Origin of the sequence: Leucothrix arctica (assembly GCF_003172895.1) — a bacterium.
Classification (GTDB): domain Bacteria; phylum Pseudomonadota; class Gammaproteobacteria; order Thiotrichales; family Thiotrichaceae; genus Leucothrix; species Leucothrix arctica.
The window spans coordinates 42,241-67,783 of sequence record NZ_QGKL01000029.1; the positions used below are offsets into that span (position 1 = coordinate 42,241).

Sequence of the window (25,543 nt, forward strand, 5' to 3'; positions counted from 1 at the left end):
TTTTTAGGCGGTGGTTTTTTAGCTAACTATCTGCAGTTACTTATAAAGATGCGTCCTGCACGACCCTCACGTTCTTGAAGGTAAACTCAACACCACCCTGTGGATTCGCCCAAGCTGGGAGAATTGCCAAAGGTTTAGCAATATCTTCAATCAAGTTACTCTCAGTCAGACCTAAGTCAGCAATAGGCACGCTAATACTATGCCACTGGCCCGCAGGTAACTCTGAAGCCGAACCGATAAAGTAGTCTGGCCCAGCAGTCGTTGCACCTTCCATTTTCACTACCATGCCGTCGGTATTAGCCGCATAGTCAGTCACATAAAGGTCAAACTGAAGCGCACCTGCCGCTAAGTAGTTTGAAAGGTTTTGTGAATCACCCTCGATAAACACGATACCTTTGTCAGTATCAGGCTTATCCGTGCTGTAAACCACATTCACTTCCGTAGCAACGCCTTCACCACTAACAGTAGTTGTCACAAGCCCTTCAGAAGGACTCCAATCACCAGCTGTTTGCGCTGTCCACGTCGTCACTTCAGCATTCCATGTTTCACTACCGAATACATTCGACACTGCTTCGTCCAATGCAGGCTCAGCAACCCCAGCTAACTGAGCACAAGTTAGACCATCATCAGCCGCATCGACACTCTTAGGTACAATACGAACATTACCCAAATCAAACTGCGCCTCACCACCTGTAAACAACAAGAATGCAGTGTTCATGTTCTGATAGTCCATACCGTTTTCAGCAAAACACGCCAATGGCACTTTTAAAGTTGACCACTCACTAGACACTGCTGGAAGGAAGTCATTGATCTTAACTTCTGCCAAACATGGGTGAATACAGTGTTGTGATAGCATCATGCTTTCCGTCGGTAGTTGACGCATTTTGATATCAAACTGCAACGTCGACTCAGCGTTTAAGTAGCTATAACTATCCTGACCTAAGTCATCATGGTATTGCGTATAAATCTGCGCCGCACTATCACCAGTAAACGTTACTGTCACCGCGTCATACTGACCTTCGTAGTTAATTGGACTTGTTGAAACACTACCTTGGTCTGTCACTACCTGAGTAGATACATCAATACCCTGCCAGCCGTTTGCCGCGCCAGAAACACGTAATGCAAACTCACCGCCAGACGCTTTACCGTAGACTCCATAGGAATTGTCGCTAAACCATCATCAGGCTGATCTTGTCCACAACCATAGTCACGTGAATCTAGTGTTAGGTTATCTAGATCAACATCTGACTCTTCACCAATCGCATAAGACAGACCATAACCATAGGCAAATAATGGCATGTGCTCACCACTAATATCCTGCTCCCACTCTGGCGTTACATAGCCTTCAATGTTCATAGGCACACGGTTAATTGTTGTAGAACATAGCGTGTTAGGCCAGCTATATGAGAGACGACCAGTGAAGTCAGTACCACTCACCTGATAAAGCGCATCGGTGATACCACCCGCTTCTGTACCCGGCAACCAAGCTGCGATGAATGCATCAGAATTATTGATTTCTTCATTCACATACATTGGACGACCTGAGAAGAAGATCGTAACCACTTTCATGCCACGTGCTTTTAACTCTTTAACTGTCGCTAAATCAGCCGCATAAGCCGTTTTCAAGTCAGCAAAACCAATCGTTTGATGATCTTTAATATCACCGACAAACTCAGCATAAGGGTCTTCACCAATCGCAACAACCGCAATAGTATCCTCTGTCACGTCATTGATATCGGTAAACACATTTTCAGCACCTACTTGTGCTTCCAGTGCCATCTTCAATGTTGTCGCGCCAGGGAAGTCATCGATAGTGTTTTCAGTACCCTGCCACGTCAGTGACCAACCACCTGTTTGCTTCTGCAAATCATCAGCTGCACTACCCGCAAGATAAATCTGCTGATTTGCTTGGAGTGGTAACACACTGTCTTTGTTCTTTAGTAGCACCAAAGACTTAGTCGCCGCTTCACGTGCTAATGCACGATGCTCATCAGAACCTAATATTGCATCATTACCTGCTAAAGAACGATCAGATGGCTTTGGCTTATTCCACAAATTTGCACGCATTTTTACACGTAAAATACGTGTTACCGCATCATCAATACGTGACATTTCAATGGTGCCGTCATTCACTTGTGCGATGACGTTTTCATAGAATGGCTGCCAATCTGTTCGCGCCGTCACCATGAAAATGTCGTTACCCGCGTTAACTGCTTCTGGGCAATTTGAAGAGGTACAACCATTGATTTCATTCTGACCGTTCCAGTCAGTAACGACTAAACCGTCAAAGCCCAGCTTACCTTTCAGAACATCCGTAATCAGGTATTTACTACCATGGACTTTCTTGTTGTATTCACCCGTACCTGTTTGGTCGTAATTCGCATCATCATGCCATGAGTTAAACGAGCTCATAACCACCTGAGCACCCGCTTTCAAACCAGAGAAGTAACCCGCAGCGTGGATGTTCATCATATACTCTTCTGAGTAATGGTTTTCACCACGATCAACACCGTCCTGCGTACCACCGTCACCTACCCAATGCTTCACATTAGAGATAACCTGAGAGTCTGATTTTAAGCCTTCATTACCACCTTGAAGGCCATCAACCATTTGACCTGCGTAGTTAAAGATAATCTCAGGATCTTCTGAGTAACCTTCATAAACACGGCCCCAACGATAATCGCGTGGCGCTGCAACTGTTGGTGCAAATGTCCAATCCAAACCAGTCGCTGCAACCTCTTTCGCAGTCGCCTTACCGATACGGTTGATCATTTCAGGATCATTCGCGGCACCTAGACCAATGTTGTGAGGAAATACAGTCGCCCCGAAAACATTGTTATGTCCATGTACTGCGTCTGTTGCCCACATGAAAGGCACTTTAAAGCCACGATCAGCATAGGCTTCATCCAACGCAGTCCAATACTCATCTGCTTTCGCAGCCCAGTCAGCAGCACTTGCATGCTTGTCGCCATCAGGCCAAGAGCCACCACCGTTTAGCAGTGACCCTAGCTTGTATTGCTTTGCTTCCTCAGGGGTTACATCGTCCAAGTTAGGTTGAATCATTTGCCCGACTTTTTCTTCCAAGGTCATTTGACCTAAAATAACGCTGATTTGAGATTCAATATCAGTATCGACAGTCACCTTGCTTTCAATCGTAGGCCACTCTGCGTAATACGCGAGTGAGTCGCTAACGATGATTGTGTTGTCACTACTTTGACTTGACGAATCATCATCGTCATCAAAAAATGGGCAACCGGTTAACAGCAGTGTGGATAATAAAATCGGGGTAAATTTGATTGGAGTATTATTCATAAATACTCTCTCCTAATAAGCTCATGGCTCCTCCTTAAATCATAAACTCCAGACAACTAAACAGTTAGCTGGAAAAGCTATGCAATCGATTACATCTAATAATGTAATCGATTGCATAATATTAGAATGCTAATATAACTCTGTCAATCAACATCACTTATAAAGTTAAGGAGTTAATTAACCCATGCAGCGCAGACAACCACATGAGTAAAACAGTTACTGTTCAAGATATTGCCGCATTGGCCAAAGTGTCGACGGCTACTGTCAGCCGCACCCTCTCGCATCCAGAGAAAGTCTCTGAAAAAACCCGCGAACTTGTTATGAAAGCGGTTGAAGAAACGGGCTACACCGTCAACGAAGCAGCAAGAAATCTTCGAAAAAAACAAACGGATAGCATCGTTGTAATGCTACCAAATATAGGTAATGAAATATTCTCTAGCATCGTCGAAGCGATTGAAACTGTTTGCGCTAAAAACGGCATTAATGTACTCATTGCCGACACAGAAAAAGCCTCTATGTCACACGGTAGAGCGCGTGCTTATTTCAGTAAAAATCGCGTCGATGGCATTATCATACTTGACGGAAAACTACCGCTAGATACCATCCCGACAGGTGATAAAACGCCCCCTGTTGTCTATGCTGGCGAATGGAATATTGACGCTAATTATCCCATTGCAAGCATTGACGATGCACTCGGCATACAACTGGCGATAAAACACCTTAGCGAATTAGGCCACACCGATATTGGCCACATCGCTGGCCCTTATGAAACTACCCCTGGAAAAGTCCGTACCGATAGCTTTTACCAAGTACTTAAACAAACCCCAAACAGCCCAAAAAAACCTTGGGTATTTGACGGAGACTTCTCTTTAAAATCAGGAAAGTCTGCCGCTCATGCATGGTTTCAACTCCCTAAAAACGAACGCCCTACTGCGGTGATGTGTGCCAGTGATGCAATGGCATTTGGTTTCATCTCAACACTCACAAAACTCGGCATTCATACTCCTAGGGATGTTTCAGTTATTGGCTTTGATAATCTACCCGTCGCTGAGTACTACTCACCCGCACTAACGACCGTTCACCAACCCAGAGATTCACTCGGCATTTTAGCGGCTCACACTTTGTTATCGTTAATCAATGGCAGTAGCATTAAAACACTAAAGCCAATTGAACCTTGGCTAGTAGAGCGTGACTCTACCGCCAAGATATAACCATTGCTAAGTACAATTAACTTAACGAGAACGCTTCACCAATACCATAAAGCGCAGGGTTCTCAGCATTGATAACAAATACCGGCACTTCTGCTAAATGCTGTTGAAAACGCCCTTTCGCTTCAAAGCGTTTTCTAAAGCTAGATTGCTCAAAGTAACTACCCAGTTGCGGCACTATGCCTCCACCTATGTAGACACCTCGGTAAGCACCGAGTGTTAACGCTAAGTCACCTGCAACTGACCCTAGTAGTCCACAGAACGTATCAAGTGCTTCAGCGCAGTGAGGATTAGCATTACTGATCCCAAGCACTGATATTTCACGCGGCGATAAACATTCTGGCTCAACATTTTCTAGCTCACAAATAGCGCTGTAGAGGTTTTGCAACCCCATCCCTGACACTAGTCGCTCTGCCGATACATGCGGATACTGTTTCCAGCAAACCTTAATGATATCAACTTCTCGTTCGTTAGAAGGACTCACTGTAGAATGACCACCCTCACCTTCAAGTGGTATCCAAATATCACCATATGGAATCAAACCAGACACACCTAAACCTGTGCCTGCGCCCACAATCCCTAATGGCGTTATCAACTGACTGTCAGTATTACCACCTACCTGTACAAAATCACTCTTTGACAGCTTAGGAATGGACATTGCCAATGCAGTAAAGTCATTTTTCACAATCAACTTATCAAAAGCCATTTGCTGCTTAAGCGTTTCGATTGAAAACGACCAATGATGATTGGTCATTTTCACGCTGTCACCCACAACAGCCGTGGCTATTGCTATTGCTGCTTCCTTTACAACAGGGTCACCGACCATGCCTAAATAAGCCTTCATAGCCACTACGATCTCGTCGTAGTCAGCACAAGGGAGGACAATTTGGCGATGAACACCCTGCTCTAAAGAAAGTAAAGCGAACCGCGCATTCGTACCACCTATATCAGCAATCAGACGCACATCATCACTTGTCATTATCTTATTCTCAGCTCAGTTTCTGGGTCAAAAAAGACAGCTTTAGTCACGTCAAACTGAAGAAACATTGGCTCGCCTGGGCTACAAATCGCTGTTGGATGAACACGGCAAACCGTCTTTACACCATTCAAACGAATCGTCACCATCGTGTCTGGGCCAGTTGGTTCAACAATCTCGACGGCACAAGGCATGACCATGCTATCTGGCTTATCCTCACTGACTTGAGTAATTTGCTCAGGACGAACACCCAGCACAACTGAGCGCCCCACATACTGCGCTAGACCAGGAATATCCTGATTAACCAATAAACGAGTCACTTTGCCTGCACTTTCCATCAGTAGCTCATAACCGTCATCTGACTTACTTAACTCGCACGGTACAAAGTTCATTGATGGGCTACCCATGAAGCCAGCAATAAACTGATTTTCAGGGTTATCATATATTTCTTGAGGCGTTCCAAACTGCTGCACTTCACCGTCTTTCATCACCGCAATCACATCAGCCAACGTCATTGCTTCAATCTGATCATGTGTTACATAAACGATTGTCGTTTTTTCACGCTGGTGTAGCTCTTTGATCTCACTACGCATTTCAACACGTAACTTCGCATCAAGGTTTGAAAGTGGCTCATCAAACAAGTAAATCGACGGATCACGTGCCAATGCACGACCCATTGCCACACGCTGACGTTGTCCACCCGATAACGCTTTAGGCTTACGGTTTAGCAGCGGTTCGATTTGCAGCATCTTAGCAACACGATCAACCACCACCTTCTGCTCTGGCTTCGGCATTTTAGCAATGTCCAAACCGAATGAGATGTTTTGGCTCACGGTCATGTTTGGATACAAGGCATACGACTGAAATACCATCGCGATATCACGGTCTTTAGGGTCAAGATGAGTCACGGTACGATCACCAATAACGATGTCGCCCTTACTCACCGTCTCCAAACCAGCAATCATGTTCAATAGCGTTGACTTACCGCAACCTGATGGCCCAACCAAGATCAAAAACTGACCCGGCTCGATTTCTATATTAATTCCTTTTAGTACTTTGATCGCACCAAAACTCTTTTCAACATTTTGTATTTTTAAAGCTTGCATGATGTGTTCCTTAACCTTTAACAGCGCCTGCAGTCAGGCCTCGCACGAAGTATTTACCCGCTACGATGTAAACAAATAGCGTAGGCAGTGCAGCGATAATGGCAGCGGCCATATCGACGTTATATTCTTTGACACCGGTACTGGTGTTAACCAAGTTATTTAGTGCAACCGTAATCGGTTGATAGTCTCCCGAGGAGTAAACGACACCGAACAGAAAGTCATTCCAGATTTGGGTAAACTGCCAAATAATCGATACCACCAAAATTGGTGTAGAGATTGGCAAAATAATACGGTAGAAAATCATCCAGAAACCAGCACCATCAATACGTGCAGCGTTCACTAACTCGCTCGGCACACTGATGTAGTAGTTACGGAAAAACAACGTTGTAAAGGCAAGTCCATAAATAATATGAACGAGTATTAACCCCCAAGTAGTTCCCGCTATTCCTAGGAAGCCTAGCGTACGCGCCATCGGTAACAAGATAACTTGGAATGGGATCATGGTACCGATCAACAACAAACCAAAGAACAAGTTACTTCCACGGAAGCGCCATTTTGTCAGTACGTAACCGTTTAACGCACCTAAAATAGTTGATACCAAAACTGCTGGTACAACGATCAGTACCGAGTTCCAGAAGTAGCCTTTTAGGCCTTCACAACTTACACCAGTACAGGCTGTGCTCCACGCTTTATCCCATGCCGTAAAGTTCAACGACTGAGGTAATGTCAGCATCGTACCGTTACGGATTTCTTCCAAATCTTTAAGTGAGGTAATCACCATCACTAACAGTGGTAGCAAGTAAAACATGGCCGCGAGTGTTAGCACGCCATAGATCAATATACGATTTAAACTCATTGTTTCTTCTCCCTAAGCTCTGAGTAGAGATAAGGCACGATAATCGCCACTACGGCCATTAACATCATCATTGACGCTGCCGAACCCACACCGATCTGACCACGTGTAAACGCATAGGTGTACATAAAGGTTGCAGGTACGTCAGTTGCATAACCTGGCCCACCGCCCGTTAGTGCCACAATCAAATCAAAACTCTTGATAGCGATGTGCGTCAGTACGATCAGCGCACTGAAAAATACTGGGCCTAAACCCGGAATAATAATGCGACGGTAAATCGCTGGCATTGATGCCCCATCAACACGCGCTGCTTTGACGATATTCTCATCCACACCACGTAAGCCCGCTAAACATAACGCCATTACGAAGCCTGATGACTGCCAAACACCGGCAATAACCACGGTGTAAATCGCCATATCACTATTCACTAGCCAGTCGAATGAAAACGACTCCCAGCCCATCTCTCGAAACATGCGCTGGATGCCCAACTCAGGGTTAAGTATCCACTTCCAAGCCGTACCCGTTACGATGAACGATAGCGCCATTGGGTAAAGATAGATGGTACGAATAGCACCTTCGGCGCGTACTTTTTGGTCTAGGAAGATTGCTAAAAACAGTCCAATCACCAAACAAGTCACGATGAATAACACACCGAATATTAATAAATTTTCTGCGGCAACCCACCAACGGTCATTGGCAAATAAGCGCTCATATTGTTTCAAGCCTACCCAATCGTATTTAGGCAACATACGAGAGGAGCTAAAAGATAACCATGCATTCCACAGCATAAAGCCGTAGATAAAAATCAATGTTGCAACAAAGGTCGGAGCAACCACTATTTTGGGAAGATACTCCCCAAAGGATAACTTGGGTTTACTGGATGCGTTCATGGGAAAACGAACTCTCCTGATAAAGCGGGTGGTAAGGACATTGAGACCCAGCCGAACGACCGGGTCTCAACAAAGCGGTCTAACTAGTAATTATAAATCTGCAGTTGCTGAAGCTACGGCTTTAGCCATCTTCGCAGCAGCATCTTTAGCCGTTACTTTATCGTTGTTGTAGAACTCAGTCACAGTGTCATAAATAGCACCCTGTGTAGACGAGAACGTAGACATACCGTGCGCCATACTTGGCACTAGCGTGTCAAACTTAGCTGATTCTACGAAGTCTTTTGAAGACAACTTCGCGCAGTCATCAAACTTTTCCATAGATGAGCCTAGACGCGCAGGGATAGAACCTTTGTTCAAGTTAAATACTTCTTGGAACTCAGGACTTAGGACTGTACTAGCTAGGTCATTTTGGCCCGCCGCTAAATCCTTGTTATCCAAATCGAACATAACAAAACTGTCGATATTGAACGTGAAGCCTTTTGACGTTCCCGGTGCTGCTGCACAGATGTAATCAACGCCCGGCTTCTTGCCCGCTGCAGTGAATTCACCTTTTGCCCAGTCGCCCATGAACTGCATACCGGCTTCGCCTTTGATGATCATTGACGTTGCAAGATTCCAATCACGACCTGGTGCGCCTTCATCCGTGTACTGCTTGATCTTACGGAATGTTTCAAGTGCTTCAACCATTTGCGCGCTGTCTAGCGACTTAGGATCTAGCTCTACGAATGCTTTGTTATAGAAAACTGGACCTTGAGTACCAAGAACAACTGATTCAAATGTCGTTGCGTCCTGCCAAGGTTGTCCACCATGAGCAACGGCTGTCATGCCTGCTGCTTTGATTTTGTCTGCCGCAACAAAGAACTCATCCCAAGTTGTTGGAACCGTTGCGTCAGCTTTTTTGAATACTTCTGGGTTGGCCCACATCCAGTTAACGCGATGTACGTTAACCGGTACTGCAACATACTTACCGTCATGCTTCATTACGTCTGAAACAACTTTTGGTAGTAACTTATCCCAGCCTTCTTTTGTTGCAACGCCGTCGATGTTTGCTAGTACGCCTTCTTCACCCCATTCTTGGATGCTAGGGCCTTTGATTTGTGCAGCAGCTGGTGGGTTGCCAGATACAACACGAGACTTAAGTACTGTCATTGCGCTCTCACCACCACCACCGGCAACAGCGAAGTCTTTCCATGTGTGACCTTTGGCTTCAAGCATCTTCTTTAGCTCAGCCACTGATTTCGCTTCACCACCAGAAGTCCAATAGTGCAGAACTTCAACTTCAGCTGCCTGTGCAGACATTGATAAACCCAATGCCAATGCGATACCCAAACCAATTTTAGACAATTTCATAATTTCTCCTCAATGAAAATTACTTATAGACCCCTCTTAAGAGGCTGAGCAAAGACTAAATTAATTAATTCACAAAGTAAACTAATTAATTTACTTTCAATAATAAATTAAATATTTTCTCCGATAGATGGACGTTTACGCTATATTGTCCTACTTAGAGAGAGAATCATTAATTACATAGGAAGCTTCAATGTCCTCAGCAGGCCCGACGAGAATACGCCAACTTAACCGTAGAGCAGTACTGTCACACATACGTTACGAAGGCGCGCAATCTCGCTCAGCACTTGGCCCTGCACTCTCTCTCTCTCCTGCCGCGGTCTCTTCTGTTGTCAATGACCTACTCGAAGAAAAGCTACTGTGTGAGTCAGAAAGCACTAAAAAGGATGGCAGAAAAGGTCGCCCTATTTCGTTACTTGAGTTAAATGCTGATGCGGCTTATGCGCTAGGGATAGTACTGCGCCCAACAAAAACAGAGACGGAGCTTGGGCTGGCTTGGGTTGATTACACGGGAAAGGCCACTGCTATTCCCGATGTGCCTGTGAGTAAACACCAAGACATAGATACGCTGATCCGCTGCATAAAAGCAGCCATCGAAAAACTTGAGAAAGAAGTGCCTGATGCAAAGCGAATCTTTGGTGTCACTATCGCTATTCCGGGTGTTATTGAAGGCGACACAATCCCAATGGCACCTAAACTACCGTGCATTGAAGGCGGTGAGTTTATTGAGCGCCTTCAAGAAGTCATTGAATACCCGCTGAGTTTTCACAATGACGTTAACTTAGCCGCTATGTCAGAGCTTCACCAACAGCCACGGTTACGTGATTTATCCTTTGCGTATTTGTATCTCTATACAGGTGTTGGATCGGGTTTGTCTATCGAAGGTAAAATACTGAATGGTTGGGCGGGTGAAATTGGTCAGCTACACGTCAACAGAAACATCCCGAATACCACATCATTTGAGCACTCGTTAACGACTGATGGTTGTCTTGCGGACTTGCTGGAGAGCTTAGGTCACCCGCGCCAAGCTTTAGATGAGCTTGCCAAGTATATCGATCAACGTGACCCTCAAACATTGGCGGTTATTGACCTTTATTGTGAGCACATTTGTGACGCTATTAATGTTCTTAACAGTGTGTTGGCGCTAGATGAGGTGTTGATTGATTTTAGGTCGGATAAATTATTTCAGCGACTTCGTCCGAGGTTAGAAGTTTTGCTGCAAGCATCTCGTCGTCCACCCGTTATTTCTACGCCCGTTATGGGAAATGAGGCTACTTTGAATGGGGCGGCTTTGTCGGCGTTGACTGAGGCGCTTGAGGTTATTGAGACCAACTAAGTTTGACACATAAGAAAAGTTGTACCTGGCTTATAGCTTGCACGTACCTTGATCCTATAATCCTTTTTAGATAACTCTTTAGGTTTGATGAGATACAGATAAATAGTTTTATAATTTTTCTTACAAAAACTGACCTTGTAGAACCTCTTACCTTCGTCAAAGCCCTCCCTTGAAAGGCCACAGTGGATATCGTTATAGACACCAGAGACTTTACTAGCATACCAATCTTCTTGCTCTTGAAAGAAAGAACAATAGTGATTATAAGCATCAAATAGACCATCTTCATCACTGGTTTTATAAGTCTGCGTCACACCAGCTGCAAATAAATTCGTTGTCGTTTGTTCAACAAGCTCACCTTTAGGAAATTGCGACCTTTTAAGAAGCTCACCGAACTCAGCATTAACTTTCCTTGCCTCAACTATTAAGTACATTATAGAAGGTATGCAAAAGAAAAAACTATGAATATGGCTACTTTTTGTTTCAATGAGCATGCAAACAGCCCCTCCCTTCTCTTAGACATACCAACTCCAAATGAAAAACTTACTTCCACACATCATAAAAATTTTCAAGTCTATCCAAGTTAAATTCATAAGTTATTTTTTACCCAACTAGCTATCTGCCCAGCCGACATCGCCCCAGACTGACGAGCAACTTCACGTCCCTTATGGAAAATAATCATCGTTGGAATACTACGAATCGCATACTTTCCAGCAACCGACTGTGCCGTTTCAGTATTTAACTTTGCCAAAATCGCCTGCGACTGTAATTGACCAGCAGCTTCATTATAAGCTGGTGCCATTTGCTTGCATGGGCCACACCACTCTGCCCAAAAGTCGACGACTACTGGCAGGTCATTACTCCCAATAAACTTGGCAAAGTTCTGATCGTTTAAGTCAGTAGGCGTCGCTGGTAACAAGGTGTGTTTACACTTTCCACACACAGGGCTTTGCTGCAAACGGTCTTGTGGTACTCGATTAGTCGCACCGCAAGAAGGACATACAATATGTTTAGAATCACTCATTAGGTTTTCTCCAATACCGTCAACAATGTAGTAACGATTACATTACAAATATACTCTCAATATTGGGTTATGGTGCGACCAATCAAGCTCTGCATAATTATTTTTGATATTCATCAATGCCAACCATAAAGCGACAGCGTATGATCCTGTTTTTTAACATTCACAGGTGCAGTCTCATGCATACTACTAGTAAAGAATTTAAAAGTAGCCTTGCGCACATGCCGATTTCATTCTTTTCCATGGTGATGGGATTATCAGGAATGACAATCGCTTGGGAAAAAGCCCAGCATATAGCCGGCCTCGATCTTGGAATTATTAGCCCCCTACTCGTTGCGTTGACTTCATTGGTATTTATTGCACTTAGTGCCATGTATATCCATAAAATCATCAACTTTCCAGATAACGTCAGTGCTGAGCTGAATCACCCCGTTAAGTTAAGTTTTTTCCCAACGATATCAATCAGCTTCTTATTGTTGTCCGTTGCATTTATGGCCGTCAGTCCAGCGATTGGGAAAGTGTTATGGGCTGTAGGCACAGTCTCTCAGCTCGGGTTTGTTTTATACATTATAAGTACGTGGATGCATCAGGGGCATTTTAAAGTGCCGCACATGAGTCCTGCATGGTTTATCCCAGCGGTCGGTAATGTGATCGTACCGATTGCAGGCATTCCACTTGGTTTTGTTGAGTTATCGTGGTTCTTCTTCAGCATCGGCATGCTGTTCTGGGTAATTTTGATGACAATTGTGTTTTATCGCATCTTATTCCATGACCCTATTCCAGCAAAGTTGCTACCCACTCTATTCATTTTAATCGCACCTCCTGCGGTTGGTTTCGTCGCTTATATCAAATTAACCGGTGAGTTAGACTCATTTGGGCGCATCTTGTATTACTCTGGGTTATTCCTAACCTTATTGCTATTTACTCAGTTCAGACGCTTTACCAAGCTACCATTCTTCCTATCTTGGTGGGCGTACTCATTTCCCCTCGCTGCAATAACGATTGCAACTATGGTGATGTATGAGCTGACAAACAAAGTCTTCTTTCTTTGGTTAGGCGGTGGACTGCTGGCGCTAGTGACAGTAATAGTTAGCATGTTGCTAGTACGCACTGGCATGGGAATGCTAAATAATGAAATTTGTGTTGAGGAAGGATAGTCGTCTCAAATTTTCAAAGCCTCAGTAAGCTGAAAACGCTGCTCATTTAGAGCAGCATTTTCAGTCTATTAGCATTGACCGTTATAGAATCAACCGCCGTGACCACCACGCTCTTGATCAGAGTTAATAATGTCATTCACTTCCGCAGCTGGCATTAACTGTGCCTGATACGTTAACCCTAGGTTTTTACTATATTGTTTAGCAAAAGCCCGTAAATGATTTCGAGAGCCGCGCAATAGATTCTCATAAGTACTATCAACATCCGCTTTATCTGACTCAGCAATAGCTTTTTGAAGATCCAAAATATCCAACTCTTCAATCATGCCACCTACTTTTAAAGCCCCCTCTAAAGAAGCCAAACCCTGCGTAGTTAAGTCATTGTACATTTTAGCTAAATCTGGATTTGTAAAATGACCAACTTCACTGCTCTGAATAATAGATGGCACGCCATACTGGTCTAGTAAAACTTTTAGTTGATCTTGGTGGCGCTGCTCAGCACTCGCTATATTACTAAATGAGCGGATATTCCATTTCTCATATAGCGTTAGATAAACATCTTTAGCTAGCTTTTCTTCTTCATGCATAAACTGAAGTGTTTTCGCTTCTGCTTCTGTAAGGGTTACTGCTGCCTGCGTGGTTGCTGTAAAGCCAGCTGTTAATACCAATGCAATTGCTGCGCCTGTGAATAAATTTTTCATTGTGTAGTTCCTTATGAGTTATTGTTTTGACGCCTTCAGAGTACGACTAGGTCCCCACTAGAACATTGCGAAATATCAATTTACATCGCTGCAAGTGCCTGTTTTACAAACCTCTTACACCAATTAACACTTTCCTTACATTTTACTTTAACCTCTGTTTCGGCACCTGACTGATCCGTGGCTCAGGTGCTTTTAGCTATTTTAAATCCACATCGCAAAACACACCCTTCTAAGCTATGATAATGAACATCATAAAAAAGACAGGAGCAGGCGATGACAACATTAAACTGCCCCAGCTGTGGCGGAGCTATCGAAGGTGTTTCACCATTAATTCGAAGCATTGATTGCAGCTATTGCAACGCTTGGTTACGCCTAAGCAATCAGCTGTGGCAAGCAGAAGCCGGACAAAAATCACCACTCGATGCACCAAGCTACTTACGTGTAGGTTTGCGTGGCGACGTGCCTGACGGTACTCAATACACCATTCGCGGCCGAATGCGCCTGCAATACGATCAAGGTAGCTGGGACGAATGGTGGGTCGAAAACAACCAAGGCGATGGCTTTTGGGTGGAAGAAGATGACGGCGTTTACTACCGCCATTCCATTGGTAAAGACATCAACGTCGGTAACTCAGCAAACAACGTTGGCGTCGGCGGCATGTTGGCTTTACCAACAGGACAGAGCTTATTTGTTACCGAAAAATTCACCGCTACTATTGTGGGTCGTGAAGGCATGTTGCCTAGCGAACCTGAAGCACAAAGTACCGTGACTTATATAGATGGCGTGGATGATGGCGATGAGTACTCACTCGAAATAGAAGATGGCGTTGCGGCCGTGTCGCAAGCTGAGGTCTTTGACTTACGCGCCATCAAGTGGGATGCGCTATGAGTGCGGGGACTTTTGAACCCGTAAAGGTTGAACCCTGCCCGCATTGTGGCTACCCAATGAAGCAGTTCAACCCAAACTCAATGATGATGACCTGCGAGTCGTGCGGCAGTAAAACTGGTGACACGCAACAACCAGAATACATTCCAACAGTACCTGTTAACCCACTTTTTAAGCTGCATGAGGCCTTCGATTATCGAGGCGACACATGGCAAGTAATCGGCTGTCAGAGTTACCGAGGCGTAGTGACTGAGTGGGATTCGGAAGATAATAACTGGGAAAAAACGCCATGGAGTTACCACACATGGTGGGTGATCAATGCTGCTCGCGAGCTTGCTTGGGTCGTGCAGGATAAAACAGGTTACTTTTGGTCACGCAAAGGCAAAATTACAAGCGGTATTCCAGAAGGTGATCGCAGTTATGAGATTGGGGATTGGACGCTAACCTCTGCGGTTGGTGAGTTCTCCTACTTCCCCGCTGAAAACGAACGCGTGAAGAGCTACGAAAAAGACGGTAAATCACTTGAGGTATTGCTTGATCAAAACGGCAATAACAAAGAGATCGAAGCGTTCACCTCTCAATCAATCGATAATATGGACTTGTTGCGCGGCTTTGGAAAAATCGAAGCACTCAACGGCATCAAGCGTGTTGGCACGGTTTTAAAAGTCGCTATCGCCTGCATCATTTGTTTGGTCGCTGGTTTCTTCGCGATGATGTCGATGGAATCAACGCTGCTTGAAATTCCGAGTCAAAACTTCAACAACGCCTCAATTAATAAATCCGTCGATTTAGGAACGATATCCCTCGAAGAATCTAGTTTAGTGGCGTTTTCCTTTAGGTCTTCGCGGCAAAGTAGAGACGGTATATTTGACGCTGACGTACTCATTAAAGACAGTGATAACACCGTGGTTACAGAGCTGCCAGTAGAGTTTTGGCGCGAGAGTGGCCGAGACAGCGACGGGGCTTGGACCGAAGACCAGTTCGGTGACGCACCTCGCATCAAACTACCTGCCGGTAATTTCCAGTTGAGTCTTGTGCCATCGGCCATGACTAATTGGAGTGAGTTGACGGTTAAAGGGACGGTGACTCGTAACGTGGTATCGACGCTGCCCATTATTGTTGCGGTGCTGTTCTTAGTATTATTACTCATTTTAGTGACGAGAAAGAAGTCCAAATATATCCAAAAAAGCACTGGGCTAAGGGGCAAATAATATGAGTAAATTAACCATGATTTTGATACTCATTTTCTGTGGCGCAGTGGTGATTTTGCCGCTTTGGGCATCGTGGAAAGGTATTGGTGAGTCTAGCGTCACCACAGAAAAAGATAAAACAACGGGTCGCATACTTTATGTCGGTTCACGCGGTTGGGTCGGTGGTGGCCCTTCTAGCGGTAAATAAATAGTTATTTTTGGAGAGTTTTATGAAATTACGTTTGATGGCACTAAGCCTATTATTACTAAGCACTGGCCCTGCACTTGCAGCAGACACAAGTATGTCTGGCCTGACCTCAGGCATTATCGCGACCGTGTTGTACTCGTTAATCGGTATCATCATGGCAACGATTGGCTTCAAAGTTGTTGACTGGTTAACACCGGGTGACCTTGCTGATGAAGTGGCAAACAAAGGCAACCGTGCCCTAGCCATCTTAGCTGGAAGTATGATTTTGGGCGTCTGTATCATTATCGCGAGTGCTGTCATTGGCTAATCCAGACCGACTGGGTGATAGCGAACCAAACACGCTATCACCTACGATTGCCGACCAGCGATTACTGTTATTTTCAATCTTCATCATCGCTGGCTGTAGCCTCATCTACGAACTGCTAATCAGCAGTCTATCCACTTACTTACTTGGCTCTGGCGTTGTTCACTACTCCGTCACCATCGGTCTATTCCTGTTTTTTATGGGCGTAGGTGCGTGGCTTGCACAGTATGTTCGTGGTAATTTGATGGATGCTTTTGTCCGCATAGAAATTGCATTGGGTTTAATCGGTGGCTTGTCTGCCGTACTGCTCTATGCGGCTTATGCATGGACGCAGTATTACTACCCCGCGATGCTGGTGGTTATTGCCGCGATTAGTATTTTGGTAGGTATGGAAATACCACTGCTAACCCGAGTAATTGAGCAAGGCCGAGGTATCCGCCAAGGTTTGAGTGATGTATTAGCAACAGACTATGTCGGTGCCCTACTCGCCTCTTTATTGTTCCCGTTTATATTATTGCCTTACCTTGGACACTTACTAACAGCATTTGCGATTGGCGCAGTCAATCTCTTGGTGGCACTCGTCGTTGTCTGGCACTTTAGAAAGCACCTCATGCGACCTAAGCTGCAAATAACTCATGCAGCACTGGCCGTTGGGTTATTGCTAGTTGCCAGTCTATTTTCAAATACTTTTACCGGCATATTGGAACGCTCGCTGTACCAAGACCCTGTTATTTTCAGCACACAGTCTACTTATCAAAAGATTGTCGTTACTCAGCGTGGGCGAGATACGCGACTGTTTTTGAACGGTAGCTTGCAGTTCTCAAGCATTGACGAGTATCGCTACCACGAACCATTAGTTCACCTACCGGCAAGTCATAGTCGCACACTGGAGCGCGCGTTGATTATTGGCGGTGGAGACGGTTTAGCGGTGCGTGAGTTGCTTCATTATCCTGAGCTAAAAGATATTGTGCTAGTTGACCTTGACCCTGAAGTAACCAACTTAGGTCGCAACTTTGACAAGATCACCACACTAAATAACAACTCACTCAAAGACCCTCGTGTCACCGTCGCTAACGATGATGCATGGCGCTGGTTGGAAAAAGACGGTGACTTGTTTGATGTCATCATCATTGACTTACCTGACCCAGACACAACGGACATCGCTAGACTGTATACGGTTGAGTTTTACAAAAAAGTAGCCCGTCGTTTAAGCGTAGGTGGGGTGATGATTACTCAAGCATCCAGCCCGTGGGTTGTACGTAATGCGTTTTGGTCGGTTGCAAGCACGCTCGACGTGGTGTTTGAAAACAGCCAAGCTGTGTATAGCCAAGTGCCATCATTTGGCCCTTGGGGGTATGTAATGGCGTCAAACGCGCCATTTGCCAAGCAACGTAATATCCCCGCAAGTACTCGTTATATTACCAACGATAACTGGCAGTTTGTGCTGAAACACCCGACTGATCTTCCACCGATTGAAATGCCCGCTAACTACTTGCAGACGCTTCCGCTAATGCGGTTTTATGCGGAAGGCTATCAAGCTCTGCAAAACGGTGAATAAAGGCTAGGCATAAAAAAGCCTCCCAAATGAGAGGCCTCTTTGACACTATCAATTATGGTTTAACGACGTTTTAGCAGCTTCTTACCGTGAGCAATTCTACGAACATTTCTGCCCGCTCTTGGCTTACTGGCAATCAGGCTACCTCGCGCTATTCGGTTACGTCCTGACAAAGGACGAGGGAGAGTATTCATGACTATCGGCGAATCCTTGCCGTGATGCTCTACAACCGTACCAATCATTGGCACTTTAACGGTTAGAAGAGAATCTTTTCCCACTTGTAGTGTGGCATTTGATGCCCCAATTTGCGTTAACGCAAGCAATGGCAACAAGTAGAACATTCCTTTTTTCATCATATTGTCCTCTTTAAGGTTTGGTAGAGAATTCTCGGGGGGATTTTTTTATAACGAAATAACGAGAGTTCTCTATACCTATAAGCGCAAGAGGCTCAAAAAAAGGCTCACTTAAATTTAAAATAAAAAAGAATTCGACTTAACCTTATAAATATGACTACAAAACAACCATATTGTAAGACGCAGGAAGTTACTTTGCTGACTACTCACGTTACCAGAGTCAGTCTCTATAAATAATGCCACTAATATAACTGCACCACTTTTCTACACAACGAATCAGAAAAGCGACAATAAACTATAAAAAACAACCAAAGCAGTGAAACCCACTATCAATAAATCAAATAAAAGGTTGAATGGCAAAAATAACACTATTCAAACAATAAACCCTTCACTACAATTATGAGACCCTTTTACAATCGGCAGTGGCTTATCATGACAACTGAACTAACACCCGCAGCACTTCGCCAACGCATTAGAAGTGGCGAGCACACAACGAACACCTCTGGTCTTTGTAACGGCTTTGTTCAATGTAATATGGTGATATTGCCAAAAGACTGGGCAACAGACTTTCTCAAGTTTTGCCAAGCAAACCCTAAGCCCTGCCCATTACTAGGTATGTCTGAAGCTGGCAGTTGGGAAATCCCAGAGCTTGCTGCAAACCTAGATGTCCGCAGTGACTTACCGAGTTATAAAATTTTTGAAGATGGTCAAGTGGTCAATGAAGTCACTGATATCGCTGACTATTGGCGTGATGACTTGGTGACATTCATGCTGGGCTGCTCCTTCTCGTTTGAAGAAGCACTCATTGCAGATGGTCTTGAAGTACGAAACATCGCAGAAGACGTCAATGTACCAATGTACCGTACTAACATTCCTTGCCGCACAGCAGGTCGCTTTAGCGGCACAACGGTGGTCAGTATGCGTCCGTTTCAAGCTGCTGACGCGATTCGCTCAGTACAAATTTGCACACGATTCCCATCCGTACATGGCGCCCCTATTCACTTAGGCGACCCTGAGCTTATCGGTATCGAAGATATTAACAAGCCTGACTTTGGTGATGCGGTTAGCATCCATGAAGGCGAGTTACCCGTATTTTGGGCATGTGGTGTTACACCACAGGTGGCGCTTGAACACGCAAAACCACCGTTCTGTATCACTCATAGTCCAGGCTGTATGTTGGTTACCGACATTCGAAACAGTAAATTAGCCATAATGTAAGCTGAAAAGCTCCTCTCGTTCTAACAGGATATGCACATGTCACTCACTCTAAACTGCGATTTAGGCGAAAGCTTTGGCTCATGGAAAATGGGCATGGACGAAGCGGTAATGCCACACATTCACCAAGCCAATATTGCCTGCGGCTTTCATGCTGGCGATGCGATCATCATGCAAAGTACGCTTAAACTTGCTAAAGAGCATGGCGTCACTGTGGGTGCTCACCCGGCTTATCCTGACTTACAAGGCTTTGGCCGACGCTCAATGAAGTGTAGTCGTACCGAGATCATTGCTTATATTCAGTACCAAGTCAGCGCGATTGAAGGCATGGCAAAGAATGCAGGCATGATTGTCGATTACGTCAAACCACATGGCGCGCTATATAACGACATGATGGCGCAAGATGAAGTGCGTGATGCGGTGATGGAAGCAGTCTCAAGCCACCACTCAAAGCCTGCGTTAGTACTACAAGCAACACCTGAACATGATCAGCACCTTGCTGAAGCAGAAAAGTACGGTTTAAAGCTATACTTTGAAGCCTTTGCTGACCGTTGTTATGACGATGACGGCAAGCTGCTATCTCGTGCCAAAGCTGGCGCAGTACACACTAAAGAAAAAATGATCGCGCAAGTGAAGCAGTTGTGTGAACAAGGGACAATTACTACCGTGAGCGGCAAGACGCTAACGCTACAAGTCGATACCTTATGTGTGCATGGCGATAATGATGCAGGTATCCAAGCTATATCAGAAATCAGAGCATTGGTTGACGCATGAGAATCGAGACGGCAAGTGAAAATTCTTTAATCGTCTACCTTGGTGATAGCACCTCGCCAGAAACTTCTGAGCGCGTGCAACAGGCTTCTACAAAACTAGCGGCTGCACTTGGCGACAAGCTGATAGACCAAGTTGCCTCTTATGCTTCGTTACTGGTTATTTTTGATCCGTTACGTTGTGACCAGCTTGAAATACGCGCCATCATCAAGCAAACACTCAGCGAACTAGGCGACACTAAAAAAGCATCTGACACGCCGTCGACTATCATTGAGCTACCTGTTTACTACAGCGAAGAGTCTGGCCCAGAGCTAAAGCTTATTAGTGAACATTCTGGTTTGAGTATTGAAGAGATAATAGCCATTCACCAAAGTATGACCTACCGTGTTTACGCGATTGGTTTTGCCCCTGGTTTTGCCTTTTTAGGTGAAGTGGATGAGCGTATTGCGATGGCTCGTTTAACGACACCACGCTTGAAAGTACCGCGCGGTGCAGTTGGTATTGCTGACCGTCAAACCGCTGTCTACCCTGACGTTTCACCGGGCGGCTGGAACCTAATCGGTCTCTGCCCTACCCGCATGTTTAACCCAGATGCTGACCCAACCATGCCTGTTAGCGTGGGTGACGAGGTTCGTTTTAAAGCAATCACTAAAGAGGCTTTTATTGAACTAGGTGGCGAACTAGGGGAATACAAATGAGCGTAGCAACTAACAACACAAACACCAGCGGTTTCAAAGTATTGCAGCCGGGCATCCTATCGCTAATTCAAGATAGCGGTCGCTTCGGTCAACACTCGATTGGTTTAACCACAGGTGGCCCACTAGACAAGCTGTCATTTGATTGGGCAAACCGTTTATGCGGTAACACTGCCAATGCAGCTACGATAGAAACTAGCTTTGGTGGCATCAGCCTAGAAGCACAAGTTGACACGCAAATAGCCGTAACCGGTGGTGACGCACAGCTCATGATTAACAATATCAATGTAGCTAGCTGGCGCACTCATGCCATCAAGTCTGGCGACAAGGTTGAGTTGAAGTTTAGCCAACACACGACTCGCCATTACATTGCCGTTGCTGGCGGCTTTCAAATCACGCCAATGTTTGGCAGTGCAGCAACCGTTGCGCGTGAAAAGCTCGGCGGCTTAAACGGTACGCCACTTAAGAGTGGTGACATTTTACCGTGCAATGCCAGCCAGACCACTCAGCAGCACATGCTCGCCAAAGAGCACCAGCCAGACTATAGTGGTGATGTGGTACTTCGTGTAGTGCTAGGCTACCAAAAGGATGCCTTTAGCCCGTTACAGCAGCGTCGTTTCTTTAATAGTGACTTTACGCTAAGTGACCGTTGTGACCGTATGGGCTTTCGTTTAACCGGCCCTGAGATAAAATCAGACATCAACGGAATTTTATCCGAAGGTATCTGCTACGGCGCGATTCAAGTACCCAGCGACGGCCAACCGATCATTTTGCTAAACGACCGCCAGACGATTGGTGGCTATCCCAAAATAGGCTCGGTGTTCTCGTTAGATATACCCAAATTAACGCAACGCACACCAGAAACAACGGTGCGTTTTGAAGCTTTATCGATGGATGATGCTCAGTGCTTATTGCACCTAGCGCACTACCGCTTTCAACAGACAAAAATAACCGCTATCAGTTAACACTGAGCGTATAGAAGGCCTAACGTTTGACCATTCGGCTTTCTATAAATAGGACAAAATTATGGCGTCAGAAAATAATACATTACCGTTCGCAACGATCGTCCAACGAGTCGAAGACTTGATGGTAGAGCGAGACCTGCGTGGCATGAAAAGCATCCAAAAAGTGCTTACCCCAGGTTATTACGAACGTGCAGCTAAGCTACTGCTTGACTGTAGAGGTACTGTATTAATCGGTACGGGCTTCCCTGTCGATGACACCTTTGAAACCGACGGCCCTGTCGGCGCCATCGCACTGTATAAAATCCTAGAACACCTAGGTGCTAACCCTATTATTGTGTGTGGTGACCCGCTATCTAGCAAGATTAGTCAAGATTACAACACCTACGAAATCAGCGTTGGCGACTTAAGCCAAGGCCGTGATGAAGCACTAAAAGCCCTAGATAAACTCAAACCTGAAATCGTCTTATCGATTGAGCGCCCAGGTTTATCAGCGACCGGTATTTACGCCAATATGCGCGGTGAAGATATCAGCGCTCGCTGCGCTTGTTTTGACTACTTCCTGATTGAAGCAGACTGCCCAACCATTGCTATTGGTGACGGTGGCAATGAAATCGGTATGGGGAATGTCACAGATGCATTAGCTAGCCTGTCTATTACGCCAGCAATGACTAAGTGCGATGAGTTACTTGTTGCCGATGTATCTAACTGGGCTGCGCACGGCTTGATTGCCTTGTTAGGTTATTGGCAGCATGAAGACTTACTGTCTTATATCAACACATTAGAGATACTAGAATATATTTCTGAGCGTGGCAGTGTAGATGGCGTAACGCGTGAAAACACCTTAACTGAAGATAGCCTTGCCTCTGAAGCAGGTCAGGAACTCATCGACAAATTACGTGCTATTACAGGATTTACGGTTTAACTGTTTAGTGAAATATTATTGTTAGTCGAGCAGCTTACATTACGTAAGCTGCTCACTGAAGCAATCGGCTTTACGCTGACTTCTTCACAAACTGCGTCAAGATAACAATACGCGTTCCATTCACACGTCCTTCAATGTGTTCCGCGTTGTCACTGACTAAGCCAATCCCACGCACAACCGTGCCGCGCTTAGCCACAAAACTTGTCCCTTTCACATTCAAATCTTTGATCAACGTAACGTTATCGCCCTGCTCTAGTAGCGCACCATTACTGTCTAAGTGACGTACCACCTCGTCATCGCTGTCACCTTCACCGGTTGCTTGTGCCCACTTTGCCGTGTCTTCTTCAAGGTACATCATGTCTAGCGCGTCTTGCGCCCAACCTTCTGTCTTACTCAAGCGTGACAACATGCGCCATGACATCACCTGCACTGCCGGTACTTGACTCCACATGCTGTCATTCAGACAACGCCAATGGTGAACATCAACCGTCTCAGGATCACTAATCTGGCCCAAACATGTTGCGCACAACAAGACTGACTCATCGGCACTATCGAGCGTCGTTGGCGGTACAGCAAATACGGCTAATGAATCAATCGCGGTACAAAGCTCACATTTCGACTCACTACGAGCCATTAGGATCTGTTCAGTGCTCATGATCGGGCAATCTCAAAAATTAGGTGTGCTAATTATAGCGGATTCTCTAATAAACCATTACGCCAATTAGTTAGTTTTCACGATATTTCGACCTGCTGCTTTAGCACGGTATAACGCCACATCTGAGCGTTTCACAATAGAACAAATATCATCCCTGTCAGACTTAAAGGCAGCAACACCAAAACTCGCGGTAATGTTGATAGTGACGTCATCGACTACTACACTGGTACTTTCAAGCGCTTGACGAATTTCCTCGGCTAAAGAGCAAGCTCCTTTTATATCTGTATCGGGCAGGATAACCGCAAACTCTTCTCCCCCCACTCGCCCCTGAATATCAGTCTCACGCACACGCCCAACAATAACTCGGGCAATGGTGCAAATAACTTCATCCCCGACTGCATGACCGTACTCATCATTAATCTTTTTGAAGTGATCAATATCAATCATAATGATAGACAGTGGTTCTTTATGCGCCTTGGTATGTTCAACGGCTTGCGCACCATACTCATAACAAGAGCGACGATTGCCCATACCACTCAACTCATCGGTATAGGCTTGTATAATTGCGGCGTCTTGGGCCTCTTGTAAGTTCTTTTTACCTACAATTTGGACTTGAACCTCCGCCGCTAGCCGACGGTTATTAAGGAATAAAATCCCGATAAGCCAACAAAGTAAAATAAAGCCGCCACCAATCCAAAGCAAAGAACGGTAAGTAGATTCAACATCGTTTTCTTGGTAAATAAAACCATCTAACGAGTAGTCTTTATCAATCGTATTAATTGAAGCTAACGTTGCTGCAGTCGCTTCCCAGCGTTCAATATTGTTGTGACCAATTTGAATAAGGTTTGGCAGCATTAGCGTCTCGATAACAGTCGCTTCCGCAAGCAGCGCTTGTTTAGTTTTGTTTTGACTATAATGCTCAATAATATGGTCGACCATTGCCACTTTGTTTTTTAACGCATAACGCCAACCTTGAATAGTTGCCGACCTAAAGCGCTTGGCCCTGCCTTTATACAACTCCAGTTCACGTTCACTAGTAATGATCACATCACCATAAAAATCAATATCATAATCAAGCGGTCTAATCGCATTAAACTCCACACCTGCTAACGCTAGCTGATACGGTTCGTTACTGGTAAAACCATACAGTGCGTCTACCGTTTTGTTTAACAGCAGATCGATACCAACCGTATCTTCACGGTTGTCTAATTGACTTAACTCAATACCCTGACTTTGAAACATTGCTTCAATTGAGACTAGAGGCAGCCCTGCCGACATCGTTTCAACACGCTTGCCGATCAAGTCCTTAACGACCTCCAAACCTGAGTCTTTTCGAGTCAACAACACAACAGGAGAATATTGAATAATACTGGCTAGCACGACTATTTTTTCACCAGCAACTCTTCGTTGCACAACTGAGCCAGTCGCATTGCAGTAATTAACTTTGGTGTGTAACAACGCTTCATTACAAACGACACCAGGGCCGCCCTCTAACAGGGTTACGTCTAGACCCTCGTTCTTATAAAAACCTTGAGATAACGCTGCGTAAAAGCCAGCAAACTGAAACTGATGAAGCCACGATAGTTGCACATTCACCTTGTCTAGCGGTTTCGCTAAGGCTGGGGAAACACACAAAAATTGGACGAATAAAATTACAATGAATGCAATCAGCTTCATATCATATAACCATGATCAATTGGTACTTCACGACTTAGAATAAATTTAGGGTAGTCACTTTAGGCACTAACTTAATAGTCAGACAATATATTTGAACAAATATTAATCCAATCAGCTACTTGCCTCATTTAGCTTAACATAAGTTATCACTGATGGTCCTCAAAGAAAATAAACACGGCCTCAGGAAACTGGTGCATCCACAACAATTTTCACCGCGTATTTTGTAGGTAGACACTTGAGAGGAAAA

General features: G+C 45.0%; 26 protein-coding genes. 13 read left to right on the forward strand and 13 right to left on the reverse strand.

Annotation, left to right across the window (positions count from 1 at the left end):
- Positions 1-40: 40 nt before the first annotated feature.
- Both DKT75_RS21990 and DKT75_RS09290 read right to left on the reverse strand, forming a co-directional pair.
- Positions 41-1,063, reverse strand: a complete 1,023-nt coding sequence (locus tag DKT75_RS21990; protein ID WP_211665315.1) for a putative glycoside hydrolase — start codon at positions 1,061-1,063, stop codon at positions 41-43.
- Positions 1,063-3,312: a glycoside hydrolase family 3 protein gene (locus DKT75_RS09290; RefSeq protein WP_211665316.1), complete on the reverse strand. Its 2,250-nt coding sequence runs from the start codon at positions 3,310-3,312 to the stop codon at positions 1,063-1,065. Before DKT75_RS09290 ends, DKT75_RS21990 begins: the two co-directional genes overlap by 1 nt.
- A gap of 203 nt (positions 3,313-3,515) precedes the next feature.
- Here DKT75_RS09290 and DKT75_RS09295 point away from each other — a divergent pair, with 203 nt between their 5' ends.
- Positions 3,516-4,523, forward strand: coding sequence for a LacI family DNA-binding transcriptional regulator (locus tag DKT75_RS09295; RefSeq protein ID WP_109823152.1), 1,008 nt, complete (start codon positions 3,516-3,518; stop codon positions 4,521-4,523).
- Between the two features lie 16 nt (positions 4,524-4,539).
- On the opposite strand, the gene glk is transcribed toward DKT75_RS09295, so the two are convergent.
- The 5 genes from glk to DKT75_RS09320 all read right to left on the reverse strand — a co-directional run bounded on the left by glk (position 4,540) and on the right by DKT75_RS09320 (position 9,695).
- A complete protein-coding gene (glk, locus tag DKT75_RS09300) occupies positions 4,540-5,499 on the reverse strand; it encodes a glucokinase (protein WP_109823153.1) in 960 nt (319 codons plus the stop codon).
- A complete protein-coding gene (locus DKT75_RS09305) occupies positions 5,499-6,602 on the reverse strand; it encodes an ABC transporter ATP-binding protein (RefSeq protein ID WP_109823154.1) in 1,104 nt (367 codons plus the stop codon). Before DKT75_RS09305 ends, glk begins: the two co-directional genes overlap by 1 nt.
- Positions 6,603-6,612: 10 nt before the next feature.
- Positions 6,613-7,458, reverse strand: a complete 846-nt coding sequence (locus DKT75_RS09310; RefSeq protein ID WP_109823155.1) for a carbohydrate ABC transporter permease — start codon at positions 7,456-7,458, stop codon at positions 6,613-6,615.
- Complete coding sequence (locus DKT75_RS09315) at positions 7,455-8,345, reverse strand: carbohydrate ABC transporter permease (protein WP_109823156.1); 891 nt, start codon at positions 8,343-8,345, stop codon at positions 7,455-7,457. Before DKT75_RS09315 ends, DKT75_RS09310 begins: the two co-directional genes overlap by 4 nt.
- A gap of 90 nt (positions 8,346-8,435) precedes the next feature.
- Positions 8,436-9,695, reverse strand: coding sequence for an ABC transporter substrate-binding protein (locus tag DKT75_RS09320; protein WP_170310668.1), 1,260 nt, complete (start codon positions 9,693-9,695; stop codon positions 8,436-8,438).
- A gap of 190 nt (positions 9,696-9,885) precedes the next feature.
- Here DKT75_RS09320 and DKT75_RS09325 point away from each other — a divergent pair, with 190 nt between their 5' ends.
- A complete protein-coding gene (locus DKT75_RS09325; RefSeq protein ID WP_109823158.1) occupies positions 9,886-11,028 on the forward strand; it encodes an ROK family protein in 1,143 nt (380 codons plus the stop codon).
- Here DKT75_RS09325 and DKT75_RS09330 read toward each other — a convergent pair.
- Both DKT75_RS09330 and trxC read right to left on the reverse strand, forming a co-directional pair.
- Positions 11,025-11,519 (reverse strand): hypothetical protein, encoded by a 495-nt coding sequence (locus DKT75_RS09330; RefSeq protein WP_109823159.1) that lies wholly within the window; start codon positions 11,517-11,519, stop codon positions 11,025-11,027. The genes DKT75_RS09325 and DKT75_RS09330 overlap by 4 nt on opposite strands.
- 95 nt (positions 11,520-11,614) lie before the next feature.
- The gene (trxC, locus tag DKT75_RS09335; protein WP_109823160.1) at positions 11,615-12,049 is read right to left on the reverse strand and encodes a thioredoxin TrxC; all 435 of its coding nucleotides are present in this window, start codon (positions 12,047-12,049) and stop codon (positions 11,615-11,617) included.
- A 176-nt stretch (positions 12,050-12,225) separates the two neighbouring features.
- On the opposite strand from trxC, the gene DKT75_RS09340 reads away from it, so the two are divergent.
- Positions 12,226-13,203 (forward strand): SLAC1 anion channel family protein, encoded by a 978-nt coding sequence (locus DKT75_RS09340; protein ID WP_109823161.1) that lies wholly within the window; start codon positions 12,226-12,228, stop codon positions 13,201-13,203.
- An 89-nt stretch (positions 13,204-13,292) separates the two neighbouring features.
- Here the strand turns inward: DKT75_RS09340 and DKT75_RS09345 are convergent, their stop codons facing one another.
- On the reverse strand, positions 13,293-13,901 hold the full coding sequence (locus DKT75_RS09345) for a DUF2202 domain-containing protein (RefSeq protein ID WP_109823162.1): 609 nt from the start codon (positions 13,899-13,901) through the stop codon (positions 13,293-13,295).
- Positions 13,902-14,174: 273 nt separating this feature from the next.
- Here DKT75_RS09345 and DKT75_RS09350 point away from each other — a divergent pair, with 273 nt between their 5' ends.
- The 5 genes from DKT75_RS09350 to DKT75_RS09370 are packed head-to-tail and all read left to right on the forward strand — an operon-like array spanning position 14,175 to position 18,046.
- Positions 14,175-14,789, forward strand: coding sequence for a DUF4178 domain-containing protein (locus DKT75_RS09350; RefSeq protein ID WP_109823163.1), 615 nt, complete (start codon positions 14,175-14,177; stop codon positions 14,787-14,789).
- Positions 14,786-15,997: a hypothetical protein gene (locus DKT75_RS09355; protein WP_109823164.1), complete on the forward strand. Its 1,212-nt coding sequence runs from the start codon at positions 14,786-14,788 to the stop codon at positions 15,995-15,997. Before DKT75_RS09350 ends, DKT75_RS09355 begins: the two co-directional genes overlap by 4 nt.
- Before the next feature lies 1 nt (position 15,998).
- Entirely contained in the window at positions 15,999-16,184 is a 186-nt protein-coding gene (locus DKT75_RS09360) for a hypothetical protein (protein WP_109823165.1), read from the forward strand.
- Between the two features lie 22 nt (positions 16,185-16,206).
- The gene (locus DKT75_RS09365; protein WP_109823166.1) at positions 16,207-16,491 is read left to right on the forward strand and encodes a DUF350 domain-containing protein; all 285 of its coding nucleotides are present in this window, start codon (positions 16,207-16,209) and stop codon (positions 16,489-16,491) included.
- Entirely contained in the window at positions 16,484-18,046 is a 1,563-nt protein-coding gene (locus DKT75_RS09370) for a polyamine aminopropyltransferase (RefSeq protein WP_158278827.1), read from the forward strand. The genes DKT75_RS09365 and DKT75_RS09370 overlap by 8 nt, the downstream gene beginning before the upstream one ends.
- Before the next feature lie 59 nt (positions 18,047-18,105).
- On the opposite strand, the gene DKT75_RS09375 is transcribed toward DKT75_RS09370, so the two are convergent.
- Positions 18,106-18,399 carry a hypothetical protein gene (locus tag DKT75_RS09375; RefSeq protein WP_109823168.1) on the reverse strand — a complete coding sequence of 98 codons (294 nt, stop codon included), beginning with the start codon at positions 18,397-18,399 and terminating at the stop codon, positions 18,106-18,108.
- Positions 18,400-18,828: 429 nt separating this feature from the next.
- Between DKT75_RS09375 and DKT75_RS09380 the strand changes: the two genes are divergently transcribed.
- The 5 genes from DKT75_RS09380 to DKT75_RS09400 all read left to right on the forward strand — a co-directional run bounded on the left by DKT75_RS09380 (position 18,829) and on the right by DKT75_RS09400 (position 22,964).
- Complete coding sequence (locus DKT75_RS09380; protein ID WP_109823169.1) at positions 18,829-19,614, forward strand: putative hydro-lyase; 786 nt, start codon at positions 18,829-18,831, stop codon at positions 19,612-19,614.
- A gap of 36 nt (positions 19,615-19,650) precedes the next feature.
- Positions 19,651-20,385, forward strand: a complete 735-nt coding sequence (locus DKT75_RS09385; RefSeq protein WP_109823170.1) for a 5-oxoprolinase subunit PxpA — start codon at positions 19,651-19,653, stop codon at positions 20,383-20,385.
- Entirely contained in the window at positions 20,382-21,080 is a 699-nt protein-coding gene (gene pxpB / locus DKT75_RS09390) for a 5-oxoprolinase subunit PxpB (protein WP_109823171.1), read from the forward strand. The genes DKT75_RS09385 and pxpB overlap by 4 nt, the downstream gene beginning before the upstream one ends.
- A complete protein-coding gene (locus tag DKT75_RS09395) occupies positions 21,077-22,042 on the forward strand; it encodes a 5-oxoprolinase subunit C family protein (RefSeq protein WP_109823172.1) in 966 nt (321 codons plus the stop codon). Before pxpB ends, DKT75_RS09395 begins: the two co-directional genes overlap by 4 nt.
- Positions 22,043-22,103: 61 nt before the next feature.
- Entirely contained in the window at positions 22,104-22,964 is an 861-nt protein-coding gene (locus tag DKT75_RS09400; protein ID WP_109823173.1) for a glutamate cyclase domain-containing protein, read from the forward strand.
- Positions 22,965-23,034: 70 nt separating this feature from the next.
- On the opposite strand, the gene DKT75_RS09405 is transcribed toward DKT75_RS09400, so the two are convergent.
- Positions 23,035-23,619, reverse strand: coding sequence for a PhnA domain-containing protein (locus tag DKT75_RS09405; protein WP_109823174.1), 585 nt, complete (start codon positions 23,617-23,619; stop codon positions 23,035-23,037).
- A gap of 66 nt (positions 23,620-23,685) precedes the next feature.
- The gene (locus DKT75_RS09410) at positions 23,686-25,296 is read right to left on the reverse strand and encodes a GGDEF domain-containing protein (RefSeq protein WP_109823175.1); all 1,611 of its coding nucleotides are present in this window, start codon (positions 25,294-25,296) and stop codon (positions 23,686-23,688) included.
- Positions 25,297-25,543 lie beyond the last annotated feature (247 nt).

Bases quoted from the DNA above. Each gene is read 5' to 3' on its own strand.
- DKT75_RS09330 (WP_109823159.1), bottom strand. From the start codon at position 11,519: ATGCTCATTGAAACAAAAAGTAGCCATATTCATAGTTTTTTCTTTTGC.
- DKT75_RS09395 (WP_109823172.1), top strand. From the start codon at position 21,077: ATGAGCGTAGCAACTAACAACACAAACACCAGCGGTTTCAAAGTATTG.
- DKT75_RS09340 (WP_109823161.1), top strand. From the start codon at position 12,226: ATGCATACTACTAGTAAAGAATTTAAAAGTAGCCTTGCGCACATGCCG.
- DKT75_RS09375 (WP_109823168.1), bottom strand. From the start codon at position 18,399: ATGATGAAAAAAGGAATGTTCTACTTGTTGCCATTGCTTGCGTTAACG.
- glk (WP_109823153.1), bottom strand. From the start codon at position 5,499: ATGACAAGTGATGATGTGCGTCTGATTGCTGATATAGGTGGTACGAAT.
- DKT75_RS09355 (WP_109823164.1), top strand. From the start codon at position 14,786: ATGAGTGCGGGGACTTTTGAACCCGTAAAGGTTGAACCCTGCCCGCAT.
- DKT75_RS09305 (WP_109823154.1), bottom strand. From the start codon at position 6,602: ATGCAAGCTTTAAAAATACAAAATGTTGAAAAGAGTTTTGGTGCGATC.
- DKT75_RS09320 (WP_170310668.1), bottom strand. From the start codon at position 9,695: ATGAAATTGTCTAAAATTGGTTTGGGTATCGCATTGGCATTGGGTTTA.
- DKT75_RS09360 (WP_109823165.1), top strand. From the start codon at position 15,999: ATGAGTAAATTAACCATGATTTTGATACTCATTTTCTGTGGCGCAGTG.
- DKT75_RS09365 (WP_109823166.1), top strand. From the start codon at position 16,207: ATGAAATTACGTTTGATGGCACTAAGCCTATTATTACTAAGCACTGGC.
- DKT75_RS09325 (WP_109823158.1), top strand. From the start codon at position 9,886: ATGTCCTCAGCAGGCCCGACGAGAATACGCCAACTTAACCGTAGAGCA.
- DKT75_RS09405 (WP_109823174.1), bottom strand. From the start codon at position 23,619: ATGAGCACTGAACAGATCCTAATGGCTCGTAGTGAGTCGAAATGTGAG.
- DKT75_RS09380 (WP_109823169.1), top strand. From the start codon at position 18,829: ATGACAACTGAACTAACACCCGCAGCACTTCGCCAACGCATTAGAAGT.
- trxC (WP_109823160.1), bottom strand. From the start codon at position 12,049: ATGAGTGATTCTAAACATATTGTATGTCCTTCTTGCGGTGCGACTAAT.
- DKT75_RS09295 (WP_109823152.1), top strand. From the start codon at position 3,516: ATGAGTAAAACAGTTACTGTTCAAGATATTGCCGCATTGGCCAAAGTG.
- DKT75_RS09385 (WP_109823170.1), top strand. From the start codon at position 19,651: ATGTCACTCACTCTAAACTGCGATTTAGGCGAAAGCTTTGGCTCATGG.
- DKT75_RS09315 (WP_109823156.1), bottom strand. From the start codon at position 8,345: ATGAACGCATCCAGTAAACCCAAGTTATCCTTTGGGGAGTATCTTCCC.
- DKT75_RS09400 (WP_109823173.1), top strand. From the start codon at position 22,104: ATGGCGTCAGAAAATAATACATTACCGTTCGCAACGATCGTCCAACGA.
- DKT75_RS09310 (WP_109823155.1), bottom strand. From the start codon at position 7,458: ATGAGTTTAAATCGTATATTGATCTATGGCGTGCTAACACTCGCGGCC.
- DKT75_RS09345 (WP_109823162.1), bottom strand. From the start codon at position 13,901: ATGAAAAATTTATTCACAGGCGCAGCAATTGCATTGGTATTAACAGCT.
- pxpB (WP_109823171.1), top strand. From the start codon at position 20,382: ATGAGAATCGAGACGGCAAGTGAAAATTCTTTAATCGTCTACCTTGGT.
- DKT75_RS09290 (WP_211665316.1), bottom strand. From the start codon at position 3,312: ATGAATAATACTCCAATCAAATTTACCCCGATTTTATTATCCACACTG.
- DKT75_RS09350 (WP_109823163.1), top strand. From the start codon at position 14,175: ATGACAACATTAAACTGCCCCAGCTGTGGCGGAGCTATCGAAGGTGTT.
- DKT75_RS09410 (WP_109823175.1), bottom strand. From the start codon at position 25,296: ATGAAGCTGATTGCATTCATTGTAATTTTATTCGTCCAATTTTTGTGT.